The 15,106-nt window shown below is 59.0% G+C and carries 14 protein-coding genes; 4 read left to right on the top strand and 10 right to left on the bottom strand.

Features of this window, described 5'->3' with window-relative positions; all coding sequences use genetic code 11:
• Window positions 1-26: 26 nt before the first annotated feature.
• The 3 genes from tsaB to ppc form a co-directional block, all read right to left on the bottom strand.
• A complete protein-coding gene (gene tsaB / locus ACW9JC_RS11220; RefSeq protein ID WP_448106531.1) occupies window positions 27-701 on the bottom strand; it encodes a tRNA (adenosine(37)-N6)-threonylcarbamoyltransferase complex dimerization subunit type 1 TsaB in 675 nt (224 codons plus the stop codon).
• Window positions 702-796: 95 nt separating this feature from the next.
• On the bottom strand, window positions 797-1,444 hold the full coding sequence (gene adk / locus ACW9JC_RS11215; protein WP_457455030.1) for an adenylate kinase: 648 nt from the start codon (window positions 1,442-1,444) through the stop codon (window positions 797-799).
• Window positions 1,445-1,733: 289 nt separating this feature from the next.
• Window positions 1,734-4,364 (bottom strand): phosphoenolpyruvate carboxylase, encoded by a 2,631-nt coding sequence (gene ppc / locus ACW9JC_RS11210; protein ID WP_457455029.1) that lies wholly within the window; start codon window positions 4,362-4,364, stop codon window positions 1,734-1,736.
• Window positions 4,365-4,566: 202 nt separating this feature from the next.
• On the opposite strand from ppc, the gene ACW9JC_RS11205 reads away from it, so the two are divergent.
• The 4 genes from ACW9JC_RS11205 to ACW9JC_RS11190 all read left to right on the top strand — a co-directional run bounded on the left by ACW9JC_RS11205 (window position 4,567) and on the right by ACW9JC_RS11190 (window position 8,043).
• A complete protein-coding gene (locus tag ACW9JC_RS11205) occupies window positions 4,567-4,911 on the top strand; it encodes a hypothetical protein (RefSeq protein WP_056856277.1) in 345 nt (114 codons plus the stop codon).
• Window positions 4,912-5,195: 284 nt separating this feature from the next.
• On the top strand, window positions 5,196-5,609 hold the full coding sequence (locus ACW9JC_RS11200; protein WP_338585001.1) for a DUF4398 domain-containing protein: 414 nt from the start codon (window positions 5,196-5,198) through the stop codon (window positions 5,607-5,609).
• A gap of 46 nt (window positions 5,610-5,655) precedes the next feature.
• Window positions 5,656-6,453 carry an OmpA family protein gene (locus ACW9JC_RS11195; protein WP_338585000.1) on the top strand — a complete coding sequence of 266 codons (798 nt, stop codon included), beginning with the start codon at window positions 5,656-5,658 and terminating at the stop codon, window positions 6,451-6,453.
• Window positions 6,454-6,621: 168 nt separating this feature from the next.
• On the top strand, window positions 6,622-8,043 hold the full coding sequence (locus ACW9JC_RS11190; protein ID WP_457455028.1) for a transposase: 1,422 nt from the start codon (window positions 6,622-6,624) through the stop codon (window positions 8,041-8,043).
• A 62-nt stretch (window positions 8,044-8,105) separates the two neighbouring features.
• On the opposite strand, the gene ACW9JC_RS11185 is transcribed toward ACW9JC_RS11190, so the two are convergent.
• From ACW9JC_RS11185 to prfB, 7 genes are all read right to left on the bottom strand, one after another.
• Window positions 8,106-8,435 (bottom strand): hypothetical protein, encoded by a 330-nt coding sequence (locus ACW9JC_RS11185; protein WP_338584999.1) that lies wholly within the window; start codon window positions 8,433-8,435, stop codon window positions 8,106-8,108.
• On the bottom strand, window positions 8,432-9,343 hold the full coding sequence (locus ACW9JC_RS11180) for an alpha/beta hydrolase (protein WP_457455027.1): 912 nt from the start codon (window positions 9,341-9,343) through the stop codon (window positions 8,432-8,434). The genes ACW9JC_RS11185 and ACW9JC_RS11180 overlap by 4 nt, the downstream gene beginning before the upstream one ends.
• Before the next feature lie 148 nt (window positions 9,344-9,491).
• Entirely contained in the window at window positions 9,492-10,769 is a 1,278-nt protein-coding gene (locus ACW9JC_RS11175) for a flavohemoglobin expression-modulating QEGLA motif protein (protein ID WP_338584997.1), read from the bottom strand.
• Window positions 10,770-10,803: 34 nt separating this feature from the next.
• The gene (locus ACW9JC_RS11170) at window positions 10,804-11,358 is read right to left on the bottom strand and encodes a hypothetical protein (protein WP_448106527.1); all 555 of its coding nucleotides are present in this window, start codon (window positions 11,356-11,358) and stop codon (window positions 10,804-10,806) included.
• A 68-nt stretch (window positions 11,359-11,426) separates the two neighbouring features.
• On the bottom strand, window positions 11,427-12,131 hold the full coding sequence (locus ACW9JC_RS11165) for a TetR/AcrR family transcriptional regulator (protein WP_416128143.1): 705 nt from the start codon (window positions 12,129-12,131) through the stop codon (window positions 11,427-11,429).
• 111 nt (window positions 12,132-12,242) lie between these two features.
• Complete coding sequence (lysS, locus tag ACW9JC_RS11160) at window positions 12,243-13,745, bottom strand: lysine--tRNA ligase (RefSeq protein WP_448106526.1); 1,503 nt, start codon at window positions 13,743-13,745, stop codon at window positions 12,243-12,245.
• Between the two features lie 114 nt (window positions 13,746-13,859).
• Window positions 13,860-14,955, bottom strand: a protein-coding gene (prfB, locus tag ACW9JC_RS11155) for a peptide chain release factor 2 (protein ID WP_338584994.1) whose coding sequence is annotated in 2 segments (ribosomal slippage) — window positions 13,860-14,882 and window positions 14,884-14,955 — 1,095 coding nt in all. Because the reading frame shifts where the segments join, the coding sequence is not laid out codon by codon here.
• Window positions 14,956-15,106 lie beyond the last annotated feature (151 nt).

Genomic DNA, 15,106 nt, shown 5'->3' with positions numbered 1-15,106 from the left:
TGCCGAAGGCTGCGATCTTTCAAGGTTTAACGCGCTTTAGGCGTCGCCACTTTATCGCGCAGATAAACCGGCTGCGCTTCATCCGCCACGATCGCCTCACCACGCGCCCAGGCAAACCGCGCCAGAGTCAGCAGGTCTTCGGCATGCGGCAACATGCCTGCATCCTGACCGCTCAGGTTGACGGCGATGCGCTCGGCATAGCCCCAACCCGTGCCAGCGCCGAACCATTCGCCGCTGGCATCAGCCGGCAGTGCGGCCGACTCGGGCGGCAATACCGCTTCAGCGCCGACCAGTCGCATCTCCCCCGCCGTCTCGCGGTAGCAGCCCCAATACACCTCGTCCATGCGTGCATCGATGGCGGCTGCGACCTGGCTGGCGCCATGTTCGCGGTACGCGCGCTGGGCCAATACGGCCAGGTTCGACACCGGCAACACCGGGCGATCCAGCGCAAACGCCAAGCCTTGCACTACACCGATGGCAATCCGCACACCGGTAAATGCGCCTGGCCCGCGACCGAACGCGATGGCATCGACCGCTTGCAGCGTCGTCCCGGCATCGGCGAGCAATTGCTGGATCATCGGCAGCAGCTTCTGCGCATGCAGGCGCGGGATCACCTCGTAATGGCTCGTGACTTTGCCGTCATGCAGCAAGGCAACGGAGCAAGCTTCGGTCGCGGTGTCCAGGGCCAGCAAGGTGCTCATCGATGTTTCCGTAACAAGAGGTCAGAAAAAAGTGCGTCAGTATAAACAACTACGGCCCGCAAGCGGGCCGTAGAAGATGAAGCGATTCAGACTTTTCAGCTCAGAGCTTCAAGCACCTTGCCAGTGATCGCTTCAACGGAGCCTACGCCAGCGATGTGGCTGTACTTCGGCTTGCCCTGGGCAGCGGACAGCTTCTGGTAGAAATCCACCAGCGGCTTGGTCTGCGAATGGTAAACGGACAGGCGATGACGCACGGTTTCTTCGGTGTCGTCCTTGCGCTGTACCAGTTCTTCACCGGTGATGTCGTCTTTACCGGCGATTTTCGGCGGGTTGTACACGGTGTGGTACACGCGGCCGCTGGCCTCGTGAACGCGGCGACCGGCGATACGCTGAACGATTTCTTCGTCATCGACGGCGATTTCGACCACGTGGTCCAGCTCGACGCCGGCAGTCACCAAGGCTTCAGCCTGAGGAATGGTGCGCGGGAAACCGTCGAACAGGAAACCGTTGGCGCAGTCGGACTGAGCGATACGGTCCTTGACCAGTGCGATGATCAGGTCGTCGGAGACCAGACCGCCAGCATCCATGATGCCCTTGGCCTTGATGCCCAGCTCGGTGCCGGCCTTGACCGCGGCACGCAGCATGTCGCCGGTGGAGATTTGCGGAATGCCGAATTTCTCGGTGATGAACTTAGCCTGAGTACCTTTACCGGCCCCGGGAGCTCCCAGCAGAATGACGCGCATCGATGTGCTCCTCAATTTTTTATATAGATAACGTCAGATTCGCCTCGTGGGGCCAATCTCAAAAATAGGGTCGTGGCCGCCCAAACGGCCAAAAGGCTGATCAAGATACACAGCGGGCCCGGACCACACAAGCCGCCAAAAGTCGGAGAAACCTGCGCCTCACGTGACCCCGCGACGGAGTGACCCAAGTCGCAACCCCATCATTAACTGTCGCCTTGCAGCACTTTTGCACTCGCCACACAACGGCATCCGACGCCTGCGCCGGATGCCTGACCCCACGGCAAAAACCTTAGCCGGTATTCCGCAAACCGGCGGCAATCCCCGCCACAGACACCAGCAACGCCTGTTCCACCGGGCTGCCCTGTGCCACTTCCTGCTGCCGCGAACGCGCCAGCAACTCGGCCTGCAATAGATGAAGCGGGTCGAGGTAGGTGTTGCGTAAACGGATGAATTCCAGGGTGGCTGGGCTATGTGCCAGTAGTTGCGACTGACCGGTCATCCCCAGGACGATGGAGCACGCCTGCGACAATAGGTCGCGTAAGTGCGCGCCCAATGGCAACAGATCCGGTTCGACCAGACGCTCATCGTAGGACCGCGCGATGTCCGCGTCAGCCTTGGCCAGGACCATTTCCAGCATATCGATGCGGGTGCGGAAGAATGGCCACTGCTCGCGCATCTGCCCCAACAACTCGCCCTCGCCGCGTTCCAGCGCCTTGCTCAGCGCCGCTTCCCAGCCCAGCCAGGCCGGCAGCATCAGGCGCGTCTGGGTCCAACCGAAGATCCACGGAATTGCCCGCAGGCTCTCGATTCCGCCGGCGCGACGTTTGGCCGGACGACTGCCCAACGGCAAGCGGCCCAATTCCTGTTCCGGGGTCGACTGGCGGAAGTACTCGACGAACTGCGGATTTTCCCGCACCACGGCGCGGTAAGCACTGACCCCGTCGGCGGCCAATTCGTCCATCAAGTGGCGCCATTCAGGTGTCGGCGGTGGCGGTGGCAGCAAGGTCGCTTCGAGAACCGCGGCCAGATACAGATTGAGGTTTTGCTCGGCGATATCCGGCAGGCCGAATTTGAAACGAATCATTTCCCCCTGCTCGGTGGTACGGAAACGCCCCGCCACCGAACCCGGTGGCTGCGACAGAATCGCCGCATGCGCCGGACCGCCACCACGGCCGACGGTGCCGCCGCGACCGTGGAACAACAGCAGTTCCACTTGTTGCTCACGGCAAATGTCCACCAGACGCTCCTGCGCCCGGTACTGCGCCCACGCCGCTGCGGTGGTGCCAGCGTCCTTGGCCGAGTCGGAATAACCGATCATCACTTCCTGCGGCCCTTGCAGGCGCGAGCGATATCCCGGCAGCAACAGCAGTTTTTCGATCACCGGGCCGGCGTTGTCGAGGTCGGCCAGGGTTTCGAACAGCGGCACCACGCGCATCGGCCGCAACACGCCGGATTCCTTGAGCAGCAGTTGCACCGCCAGCACATCGGAAGCGGCACCGGCCATGGAGATCACGTACGACCCGAGGGATGCTCCCGGCGCAGCGGCGACTTCCCTGCAAGTTGCCAGCACTTCGGCGGTGTCGGCGGACGGTTTGTAATGGGCTGGCAGCAATGGCCGACGGTTGTTCAGTTCACGTGTCAGGAAAGTGATGCGTTCTTCTTCGCTCCAATCCTCGTAACGGCCCAAGCCGAGGTAGTCGGTGATTTCAGTCATCGCTGCGCTATGCCGCGACGAGTCCTGGCGTACATCGAGTCGCACCAGGAACAGGCCGAACGTCACCGCCCGACGCAGGCAATCGAGCAACGGACCGTCAGCAATCACGCCCATGCCGCACTCATGCAGCGAGTGGTAGCACAGCTCTAGCGGATCGAGCAGTTCGCGGTTGTTTTGCAGCACGTCGGCCGGTGCAGGCGTCGGCGCCGACAGCGCGGTGTGCGCCCAATTACGCGTGGCACGCAGGCGTTCGCGCAGTTGTTTGAGCACGGCCCGATAGGGTTCGGCGCTGTCGCCCGCCTTGGCTTTCAGTTCGTCGCTGGCCTGCTGCATCGACAGTTCGGCGGCAAGGTGATCGACATCGCGCAGGTACAAATCGGCCGCCATCCAGCGCGCCAACAGCAGCACTTCACGGGTTACAGATGCCGTCACGTTGGGATTGCCATCGCGGTCGCCGCCCATCCACGAAGCAAAGCGGATCGGCGCGGCCTCCAGCGGCAAACGCAGGCCGGTGGCGGCGTGCAGGGCCTGATCAGCCTTGCGCAGATAATTGGGAATCGCCTGCCACAACGAATGCTCGATCACCGCGAAACCCCATTTGGCTTCATCGACCGGGGTCGGACGCGTGCGGCGGATTTCTTCGGTGTGCCAGGCTTCGGCGATCAGGCGCTGCAACGTTGATTTGATCTTTTCGCGCTCGGCGCTGGTCAGGTCGCGGTGATCCTGGGCAGCCAGTTGTGCGGCGATGGCGTCGTATTTCTGGATCAGCGTGCGGCGCGCAACTTCGGTCGGGTGCGCGGTCAGCACCAGTTCGATTTCCAGTCGCCCGAGTTGCCGGGCCAGGGCTTCGGCGCCATGACCTTCGGCACGCAGGCGTGCGAGCAGTTCCGGCAGCACCCGAGACTCGAACGGTGCCTGTTGGGACTCTTCGCGACGATGAATCAGCTGGTATTGCTCGGCGATGTTGGCCAGGTTGAGAAACTGATTGAACGCCCGCGCCACCGGCAGCAATTCGTCTTCGGTCAACTGGTTGAGGCTGGCGCTGAGCTCGGCATCCATGGAACCGCGACGGTCTGCCTTGGCACCCTTGCGGATCTGCTCGATTTTGTCGAGGAAGTCGTCCCCGTACTGTTCACGAATGGTGTTGCCCAGCAGTTCACCCAACAGGTGAACGTCCTCGCGCAAGCGTGCATCAATATCGGTCATCAGCAGTTCTCCAGCAAAGAATCCGGGCGGCCTAGAACCTCAAGAGTGCCGCTCCAGACGGCTACTTACAAGCCAGACGACGAAGGGCCTGTAAACCTTGTGTGTTGAAGCTAGTCTGAAGAGTAAGCCGTACCACGGCTGTCGCCGGCCAACGCCGGACACTCTCCCGACCTGCCACGAGCAGGCGCGTCATGAGGTCATTATGAAAATCCGTGAACTTGCCCAACATTGGGAAGAAAACGCCAAGGGTCGCCTGACCAAGACTGGCTACACGATTCACCTGGACGTCGAAGCCGCCGCACGTTTGGCGGCGATTACCGAGATGTACCCCAAACGGCATCCCGAAGAACTGCTCGGCGAGCTGATCGGCGCCGCCCTGGAAGAGCTCGAAAAGAGCTTCCCGTATGTGAAAGGCTCGACGGTGGTTGCCACCGATGAAGAAGGCGACCCGCTGTACGAAGACATCGGCCCGACCCCGCGTTTTCTCGCGTTGTCGCGGCGTCATCTGCACGATTTGTCCGCGGGCAACGACAAGCAGAAACATTGATTCCATTCCCTTAGCCTGCTCGCGATAGCTGTCTGACATTCAACATTTATGTCGACTGATACACCGCTATCGCGAGCAAGCTCGCTCCCACAATTTCGCTTTTAGAGCCCTGTCGATTCGATCACGGTTTTTTCGATAGCCGGCTAATTTCTCTGAACTTTCAAAAAACGCCTCGGGTCAACCCAAGTAACCACGCCTGGGACGGCCGTTTCAAAACGACCCGAAAATGACGGTTGCGGCTCCTTGCCCAGGATGGATGTTCACGTTGTTCAGGAGTTAGTCCAATGGAGTTGAAGACCATGAAAACCCGAACTGGCAAATCCTCGTTCACCCCGCTGCATGGCCTGAAAATGGCTGCCCTGGCCATCGGTGGCAGCCTCGTGCTGGCCGGTTGCGCCGGCAACCCGCCAACCGAGCAATTCGCTGTCACCGAGTCTGCGGTCAACGACGCCGTCAGCGCCGGCGGCACCGAGTTCTCCGCTGTGGAAATGAAGGCGGCGCAGGACAAGCTCAAACAAGCCGAAATCGCCATGCATGACAAAAAATACGACCAGGCCCGCATGCTCGCCGAACAGGCTGAGTGGGATGCTCGCGTAGCCGAGCGCAAAGCCCAGGCAATGAAGGCAGAACAGTCTGTGAAGGACTCTCAGAAAGGCGTTCAGGAACTGCGTCAGGAAAGCCAGCGCACCGTTCAGTAACGGGCGCGGCCTGACGTTTTTCTTAATCGACTAAAAGGACGAAACCATGAATTCCAAACAATTGATGATCCCTGCCCTGCTGGCCGCAAGCGTTGCCTTGGCGGCATGTTCGACACCACCGAATGCCAACCTTGAACAGGCCCGCACCAACTATTCCGGCCTGCAAGCCAACCCGCAGGCGAGCAAAGTCGCGGCGCTGGAAACCAAGGAAGCGAGCGATTATCTGGACAAAGCCGACAAGGCTTATCTGGACAAGGAAGATCAGGCCAAAGTGGACCAACTGGCCTATCTGACCAACCAGCGCGTTGAAGTGGCGAAGCAAACCATCGCCCTGCGCACCGCTGAAGCCAATCTGAAAAACGCTTCCGCGCAACGGGCCCAGGCGCGCCTCGATGCTCGCGATCAGCAGATCAAACAGTTGCAGGACAGCCTCAATGCCAAGCAGACCGATCGCGGTACGCTGGTGACCTTCGGTGACGTGCTGTTCGCCACCGACAAGGCCGAGCTGAAATCCAACGGGCTGATGAACATCAACAAACTGGCGCAGTACCTTCAGGAGAACCCTGATCGCAAAGTAATCGTCGAGGGCTATACCGACAGCACCGGTACGGCGTCGCACAACCAGTCACTGTCGGAACGCCGCGCCAGCTCCGTGCGCATGGCGCTGGTGAAGATGGGCGTCGATCCGACCCGTATCGTCGCTCAGGGTTACGGCAAGGAATACCCGGTGGCGGATAACACCAGCACGTCGGGGCGGGCACAGAATCGTCGGGTTGAAGTGACGATCTCCAATGATAACCAGCCAGTGATTCCGCGTTCGGCGGTGAGTTCTTATACGCAGTAACTGGATACCGAACAAACATACGCCCCGCCTGAATTCGATTGGGCGGGGTGTATGCTTGTGCATTAGCACTACCAACTGTCGGATCTGTCATTAATGACAGTATCCAGTTCTCAGTACCGAATTTAGTTTGGCTCCACCACAAATCTCTGTGCGTTTGGAGCGGACACGATGCGTCGGAAAGTACTGTTCTTTATTCCACTGATCCTGGCGGGTTGCGCTCAACCCGATGGCCCCTCTACAAATCAGTCCCCCTCCAACGACTTCTTGTACGACGAGAGAGACGCCATATCCAGCGAGACCTCGCTACCGATTCCAAGTATCGATCAACGTTCTGTGGTGGGGACCAGAAGGGTCCTGGTGAGCGTGATTCATTGGCAGGATGGCGACGCGCTAAACAAGAACTTGATCGAGAAACACACGCTCTCAACGGATCCTGACTCACTACACTCTTATGTTCTGGCCGCCTCGTATGGAAAGCTGAGCCTGACAGGACGAGTTATTGAATATACCTCCGGTCCTCGACCGGATATTTGCAAAGGCGGTACACCTTTGCCGATGAGTCTGGCGACTGCAGAAGGCAACAAAGCAGCGCTAGCACACGGGCTATTACCCTCTAGCTTTTCCTATCTGATCAATATTATTGACTGTGGAGGATCAGCCTCTGCGTATGTGCCCGGGAGAATCATCGGTGTTTACGGTCAGAGCGCCAGTCCCCAAGTTTACAAACATGAGTTTGGGCACAATCTCGGATACTCCCATGGTCAGACATATACAAATTGTCCTCGGGATGGTGAGACTGTTGAGGCTCCTACTGGGTGCACAACAATCCCTTACGGAGACACAGGGGATTCGGTTTCAGGCGGAGGAACACTCTACCCTGCAAGTAACCGCAGTTACTCCGGCTGGCTGGATAAATCTCAGTCTGCTGTAATCGAGCGTTCTGGCCTGTATCGCCTAGGCGTACTGGGTCAGGTCGGACCGCAACTTTATCGCATCAATCGTACCGGTTTGACGCCCAGTCAAATCGCGCTGGAGTACCGCAAGCCGACTATCTACGATGATTTTCCACCTACCGATAATCGAGTGAATGGTGTTTGGGTGAGATACACCACGATCGCAAGCTCGCTTGTAAATACTCAACTCGATGGCACCCCGGAAACAGCCTCGACGACTGATCCGACATTAGTAAAAGGAAAAACCCTTGATGACGTAACGGCAGGGATCACCGTCAAGATGTGCACGAGCGATCCTTCTGGGGCCACAGTATCTGTAGCTGTAAACCGCGAGACAGCGCCTGATTGCGACCAGCCAATGCCTCAACCTGTTACGCAAGCACCTGCGCCGCAAGCCATAGTAGGTACAACCCCTGTATTCTCGGGGCACGGTGAACCTGGGGCCAAAATCTCCATACGCGTATTCAAAAACCTGACGGTCCTACAATTCGCCACCATTGTAGATGCGCAAGGAGCTTGGTCTGTACCCGCCTCTGCCGAGTTAAGTACCGGCGAACACTCTTTCTCAACACAACAATCCATTAACTTCAGAATGTCTGCATGGACCGTAAAACGCCCATTCACAGTTAAGCGATAACGCAGGAGCTGCGAACACCTTGTCAGCGTTCGACACGATGTTCGCAGCTTAGACCTACAACCTCACTGCTCCAGCTTCTGCGGCGTTTCCTGGCCCATGCAGCGCACGGCTTTTTTCCGGTCGTTGATCAACACGCCGGTCAGGCCTTTCTGTTCGGTGTCGAATAACACCAGCACACCATCGATGCACTGCGCCACTTGCGCGGCCGGTTCCAGGGAGACTTTGTAGTCTTCGCCCGGCACGGTCTTGAGCATGGTGAATTCGTTGAGCCGCAACGCATCCTCAGGTTTGGCGAAGTGCAGGTAGCCGTACCACCACAGGGCAGCGACGGTGCCGAGGATGCTGCAGATACCGGTGATGATCAGCGGGATGGCGTTACGTTCTTCACTCATTGCGGACTCTCTGGTTCATTTTCTGAATTCTGGGGTGCCGGGTAATTGGGAATTTCACCCAGCCGGCGCAGACCATCGAAATGCTGCGGGTCTTCGAGATAGCGCAGCATGACTTTGCGCCAGACCGGGTCAGCGAATGTCTGCACATGCCCGCCCCGCGTCAGTTGCAGGACTCGCGGCGGCGGCGCAGCTTGATACAGACGGATGCCGTTGGAAAGAGGCACGATCGGATCGTCAATGCTGTGGTAGATCAGTTTCGGCACGCCGTTGAGCTGCGCCATGGAGTTGATGGCGCTGTCGCCGTCCGGCACCAACCAGGACAACGGCACCTGGAACGTCCAGAACACCCATGAATTACTCAGGGCAAACTGACCGACGCTGCGGTAGCTGGCGGGCACGCCATCCATGACAAATGCCTTGAGCTGCTTTTGTCGCTCGGGATGTTGCACGAGGTAGTGAACGGCCATCGACCCGCCAAGGCTCTGCCCGAGCAGGATCAGCGGCTTACCCTTGACCTCGGGCGCCTGGTCGAGCCATTTGAATGCAGCGTCGATGTCCTGGTAGATCGCCGGCAAACTCGGTTCGCCTTCGGACAAACCGTAGCCGCGATAGTCCACCAGCAACACTTGATAACCTTCTTTCGGCAACCACCAACTTCCGCCCAGATGCATCGGCAAATTGCCGCCGTTGCCGTGCAGGTGCAGCACCGTGCCTTTGACCTCCACTCCCTTTTTCGCCGGCAGCCACCAAGCGTGCAGCCGGACACCATCGGCGGTGGTAAGGGTCACGTCGCGGTATTCGAGCTTGGCTTTTTCCGGGGTGAACAACTGGCCGGGTTCGGGGTAGAACAGCAAGGAGCTGCAACCGCTCAGGGCCAGCAGAAGGCAGAGGGTGCCGAGGATTCTCATCCGGTGAAACCTCGCAAGAAATGAGGGGTGAACACATAACCCTGTGGGAGCGAGCTTGCTCGCGATAGCGGTGGTTCAGCCAACATCCATGTTGAATGTCATGACGCCATCGCGAGCAAGCTCGCTCCCACAGGGGACATCACTGGTCTTACAAAATGTTGGAGTAATCCGCCTCAATCCGGTCCAGGCTCAAATGGTTGAGGAAGTTCGAGAAGCACATCCACGCCGACAGCGCGTTCAAGTCGCGGAACTGTTCCGGCAGGTACTTGGGCGGCACCACCAGACCTTCATCCACCAACTGACGCAACGTGCGCATGTCTTCCAGCGTGGTCTTGCCGCAGAACAACAGCGGGATCTGCTCCAGCTTGCCTTTGCGCACGGCCAGTTGAATGTAGTTGTAAATCATGATGAAGCCCTTGAGGTAGGACAAGTCTTTGGTAAATGGCAGACCTGTCGGCACCGAACCGCGGAAAACGCGACTGGTGTTGCTGTAGCTCTCGGGCATCTCGAAGCCTTGCTCGCGGAAGAACTCGAACACCTGCAGGAAATCGGCGCCCTCCTCCACCATATGAATGGCACGGGTGCGGTTGGTCAGTTTGCGCAGGCGACTCGGGTAGGAGGCGAAGGTGATGATTTCCATCAGGATCGCCAGCCCTTCCTGGGTCACCGTCGACGAGGGCGGACCTTTGGCGAGGAAGGTGCAGATCGGTTGATTCAAACCATTGAGCGTGGTGCCGACATGCACCAATCCCTCATGAACTTCCAGCGCCCGCACGTCACGATCGTTGAACATCGCGTCGGCGCGGATCTTGATGTAGTCGGCACCCGCTGCCGCGTCGGCCACAATCCCGTCGGACTCGAACACCCGAATGGTTTCCTCGGCCTCGCCGAACACCTTGTTCAAACGGGTTTGCAGCAAGTGGACGGCGTCCTTGGCGGTCAGGGTTTTCGGTTCGTCCTTGAGATCGCCACGGCCATCGATGTTGTTCAGGTAATCGGAGAGCATCAAGCCCAGGTCGGACAAGGTCGGGTCACCGGCGTGGAACGCATCGGACGCAGCGCCGTACAACTCCTGGGAAATCAGGCCGAAATCTTCGGTGCCGCGCGCTTCGAGCATGCGCACCACCATGCGGTATTCCTTGCACATGCGCCGCATGATCTGGCCAACCGGGTTGAACTGGCCGAGCTGACGGGTGATGTCGCGCTCGATGTTCTGGAACTCCAGCTTCACTTTGCTGGAGTCGAACGCCAGTGGCCGGTTGAGGTAATAGTCGCGGTCCACCGCCGGCATTTCCTTGCCCTTGGCCTTGAGGAAACCCTTGCGAATGTTGTCGTCCCACTTGACCGCATCGAGCACGCGGATCGGCGTCTGCGCCAGCACAATGCGATCGGACAAAATGCGTATCGACTGCTGGTAATCGTCCACCCTAAACTCCTGTTGAAACCGTTATGCGCTGGATTTATTTGGCTTTGGCCTGGCGCTGGTAACGCACCACTTCGACGAACACGTCGGAATTGGCCGGGTCGTCGAGGTACGCGGACACCTGGTCCATGCTGCTCTCGATCAACACGCCATCGCCGTCGTCGGTTTGAAAGTTTTGGCCGCCGAGGACTTTTTGTCCCAGCGCCTGTTTGATTTGTTCAAGGTCGAGGTTGTACACCACCAGCTCATGCTTGTCGGTGAGTTCAAACCCGCCGATGGTGAAGTTCCCACCGAACTGTGCCGGCACCTTCGCCGAGAAATACCAGCGACTGCCATGGCGCGCCACGGTGAACGGATAGGCTTCACGCTCCTTGGATTTGGCGCGGAAGTAGCTGACCGCCTGATAGCGATTGTCGCCGACGCGGGTCAGTTCCAGGTTGACTGGCTCACCCCAGGCGTTGGTGCTGGTCCATTTGCCGATCAACCCTTTGGGCGCGGGCTCGCTCGTGGGCAGCGGTTCCTTGAAGGTCACCAGGCAGCCACTGAGCAGTAGGAACGACAAGGCGATCACGACGACACGCCAGGCTTTCATTCAATACTCCCTTTGAACACACACGGCTTTTGTAGGCGCTGCCGCAGGCTGCTCCTACAGGGATCGCGTTATACCGACGCCAGCACCAAATGCATATAACGCGTAAGTATGCCGAGCATTTCCTCTTCGGCGACCGGTTCGGCGTCGTTGAGCAGGCCCTGATATTCCATCCGTCCGATTATAGCCGTCAACACTTTGGCATCCTGTTGCGGCTCGCGGGAACCCAATACCTGGAAGAGCTGGCAGGAGCCCTGCAACAGAATTTGCTGATGCGAGCGCACCAACCCGGCCAGGCGCGGGTTGAGCAGCGCTTCCTGGCGGAACGCCTGTTCGGCCATCAAATGCTCACGGCGGGTGATCAGTTGCCGGTGAACATAGTCCGTCATCAGCCGCGCAATGTCGTCCGCCAGCTTCGAACGCGCCTGCGGACTGCCATCGCCACTGGCGATCATATCGCGCAGCAGGCCTTCATTGTTCACCCATAGCTTGGCCATGTAGGCCGCGCTGCGTTCGACGTATTGGGCGAAGGTATCGGTGAGCAGGTCATCGATATCCTTGAAATAGTAAGTGGTCGCCGACAACGGAACTTGCGCCTCGGCAGCCACCGCGCGGTGCCTGACGGCCCGCACGCCATCACGCACGACAATGCGCATGGCGGCATCGAGAATGTCCTGTCGGCGCTGCTCGCTGCCCTGTCGGCTGGCCTTGCGGCCCTGGTACTGAACACTTTCAGCGACCGCAGTGGCGATACCCGCTGCACCTTCTTGAGCCATTGCACCCTTCACGACAGGAATCCTCTCACTTCAAAAGTAACTATTTGATACGTTTGTACCAGACAGGCAATAAAAAGCCGCCCATTTCAGGCGGCTTTTTAGTTGAAACACTTACGCTTGCGGCCGCATGTGCGGGAACAGGATCACGTCGCGGATCGACGGTGAGTTGGTCAGCAACATCACCAGACGGTCGATGCCGATGCCTTCACCCGCCGTTGGCGGCATGCCGTACTCCAGCGCGCGAACGAAATCGGCGTCGTAGTGCATGGCTTCATCGTCGCCGGCGTCCTTGTCGGCCACCTGCGCCATGAAACGCTCGGCCTGGTCTTCCGCGTCGTTCAACTCGGAGTAGGCGTTGGCGATTTCACGACCACCGATGAACAGCTCGAAACGGTCGGTGACGTTCGGGTTGTCGTCGTTGCGACGGGCCAGCGGCGACACTTCGAACGGGTACTGGGTGATGAAGTGCGGCTGCTCCAGCTTGTGCTCGACCAGCTCTTCGAAAATCATCACTTGTAGCTTGCCCAAGCCTTCGAAGCCCAGCACTTTGGCGCCGGCCTTCTTGGCGATGGCGCGAGCCTTGTCGATGTCGTTCAGATCGTCAGCGGTCAGCTCAGGGTTGTACTTGAGGATCGAGTCGAACACCGACAGACGCACGAACGGCTCGCCGAAGTGGAACACCTTGTCGCCGTACGGCACGTCGGTGCTGCCCAGAACCAGCTGAGCCAGTTCGCGGAACAGTTCTTCGGTCAGGTCCATGTTGTCTTCGTAGTCGGCGTAAGCCTGGTAGAACTCCAACATGGTGAATTCAGGGTTGTGACGAGTCGAAACGCCTTCGTTACGGAAGTTGCGGTTGATCTCGAACACTTTCTCGAACCCGCCAACAACAAGACGCTTGAGGTACAGCTCCGGCGCGATACGCAGGAACATGCCCATGTCCAGCGCGTTGTGGTGAGTTTCGAACGGCTTGGCTGCGGCGCCGCCCGGGATGGTTTGCAGCATCGGCGTTTCCACTTCCAGGAAGTCACGCTTCATCAGGAAGCTGCGGATGTGGGCGATGACTTGCGAACGCACGCGGAACGTCTGGCGCACGTCTTCGTTGACGATCAGGTCAACGTAGCGCTGGCGATAGCGCTGTTCGGTGTCGGTCAGGCCGTGGTGCTTGTCCGGCAGCGGGCGCAGGGACTTGGTCAGCAGGCGCACGTTGGTCATTTCGACGTACAGGTCGCCCTTGCCGGAACGGGCCAGAGTGCCTTCGGCGGCAATGATGTCGCCCATGTCCCAGGTTTTCACCGCTGCCAGGGTTTCTTCGGACAGGGTCTTGCGGTTGACGTAGACCTGGATGCGACCGGTCATGTCCTGGATCACCATGAACGAGCCACGGTTGAGCATGATGCGACCGGCAACCTTGACCGGGATCGCAGCCTCTGCCAGCTCTTCCTTGGTCTTGTCCGCGTACTGTTTCTGCAATGCATCGCAGTAGTTTTCGCGGCGGAAGTCGTTCGGGAAGGCATTGCCCTTGGCGCGCTCGGCAGCAAGCTTTTCCTTGCGCAGGGCGATCAGGGAGTTTTCTTCCTGTTGCAGGGCTTGCGGGTCGAGTTCTAGGTCGCTCATGTCTTTAAATATTCCATCAGGTTCGTTGCCCCCGGGCCCTGCGGCCCGGGGATCGCCAGCATGGCTGGCTCCTACAGGGATCGAGTTGAATCAACCGATCCTGTATTGCGTCTTTTACAGCCCGGACTTCAGGCTGGCTTCCAGGTATTCGTCGATATCACCGTCGAGCACCTTGTCGCAGTCGCTGCGTTCGATGTTGGTCCGCAGGTCCTTGATGCGCGAGGCATCGAGTACGTAGGAACGGATCTGGTGACCCCAGCCGATGTCCGACTTGGTGTCTTCCAGCGCCTGGGACGCGGCGTTGCGTTTCTGCATTTCCTGCTCGTACAACTTGGCCCGCAGCATTTTCATGGCGGTGTCCTTGTTGGCGTGCTGGGAACGTTCGTTCTGGCAGCTGACCACGGTGTTGGTCGGTACGTGGGTGATACGTACGGCCGAGTCGGTGGTGTTTACGTGCTGACCACCGGCACCGGAGGAACGATAGGTGTCGATCCGCAGGTCTGCCGGGTTGATCTCGATCTCCACCTTGTCATCGATCTCGGGGGAAACGAACACCGCCGAGAAAGAGGTGTGGCGACGGTTGCCGGAGTCGAACGGGCTCTTGCGCACCAGACGGTGCACGCCGATCTCGGTACGCAGCCAGCCAAAGGCGTATTCGCCCTTGATGTGCACGGTGGCGCCCTTGATCCCGGCGACTTCACCGGCCGACAGTTCCATGATGGTCGCGTCGAAACCGCGTTTGTCAGCCCAGCGCAGGTACATGCGCAACAGGATGTTGGCCCAGTCCTGGGCTTCGGTGCCGCCGGAACCGGCCTGGATGTCCAGGTACGCGTTGTTCGGGTCCATTTCGTGGCTGAACATGCGACGGAATTCCAGCTTGGCCAGATTTTCCTCGAGACGGGCCAGTTCAGCGACGACATCGCTCACTGCGCCTTCGTCGTTTTCTTCGACGGCCATGTCCAGCAGGTCGCGGCAATCGGCCAGACCGGTGTTCAGCTCATCGAGGGTATCGACGATCTGCGCCAGCGCAGAGCGCTCGCGGCCCAGCTCCTGGGCGTATTCAGGTTTGTTCCAGACACTCGGATCTTCAAGCTCGCGATTGACTTCAGTCAGACGCTCATGCTTTTGATCGTAGTCAAAGATACCCCCGAATAGTTTCGGAGCGCTCGGACAGGTCCTTGATGGTGTTAAGGATCGGGTTGATTTCCATGGCGGGCAGCACTCGTTGGCGAACTTTTGAAAGCCGGCGAGTATAACGTAATCAAGCTGTCACGGCAGCCCGCCTGGCGGCTTTAGGGGCGAATGGTTTCGGTATGACCCGCCTCGCACTAACCCTCCGCTGCCATCAACCTGTTCGCACC

This window comes from Pseudomonas sp. SDO5591_S426, assembly GCF_054070755.1.
The sequence above is the reverse complement of the archived record's forward strand: the minus strand, read 5'-3'. Positions and strand labels throughout refer to the sequence as shown.

Bases quoted from the DNA above. Each gene is read 5' to 3' on its own strand.
- ACW9JC_RS11170 (WP_448106527.1), bottom strand. From the start codon at position 11,358: ATGAAAGCCTGGCGTGTCGTCGTGATCGCCTTGTCGTTCCTACTGCTC.
- ACW9JC_RS11180 (WP_457455027.1), bottom strand. From the start codon at position 9,343: ATGAGAATCCTCGGCACCCTCTGCCTTCTGCTGGCCCTGAGCGGTTGC.
- ppc (WP_457455029.1), bottom strand. From the start codon at position 4,364: ATGACCGATATTGATGCACGCTTGCGCGAGGACGTTCACCTGTTGGGT.
- ACW9JC_RS11195 (WP_338585000.1), top strand. From the start codon at position 5,656: ATGAATTCCAAACAATTGATGATCCCTGCCCTGCTGGCCGCAAGCGTT.
- lysS (WP_448106526.1), bottom strand. From the start codon at position 13,745: ATGAGCGACCTAGAACTCGACCCGCAAGCCCTGCAACAGGAAGAAAAC.
- adk (WP_457455030.1), bottom strand. From the start codon at position 1,444: ATGCGCGTCATTCTGCTGGGAGCTCCCGGGGCCGGTAAAGGTACTCAG.
- ACW9JC_RS11190 (WP_457455028.1), top strand. From the start codon at position 6,622: ATGCGTCGGAAAGTACTGTTCTTTATTCCACTGATCCTGGCGGGTTGC.
- ACW9JC_RS11185 (WP_338584999.1), bottom strand. From the start codon at position 8,435: ATGAGTGAAGAACGTAACGCCATCCCGCTGATCATCACCGGTATCTGC.
- ACW9JC_RS11200 (WP_338585001.1), top strand. From the start codon at position 5,196: ATGGAGTTGAAGACCATGAAAACCCGAACTGGCAAATCCTCGTTCACC.
- ACW9JC_RS11205 (WP_056856277.1), top strand. From the start codon at position 4,567: ATGAAAATCCGTGAACTTGCCCAACATTGGGAAGAAAACGCCAAGGGT.
- ACW9JC_RS11165 (WP_416128143.1), bottom strand. From the start codon at position 12,131: ATGGCTCAAGAAGGTGCAGCGGGTATCGCCACTGCGGTCGCTGAAAGT.
- tsaB (WP_448106531.1), bottom strand. From the start codon at position 701: ATGAGCACCTTGCTGGCCCTGGACACCGCGACCGAAGCTTGCTCCGTT.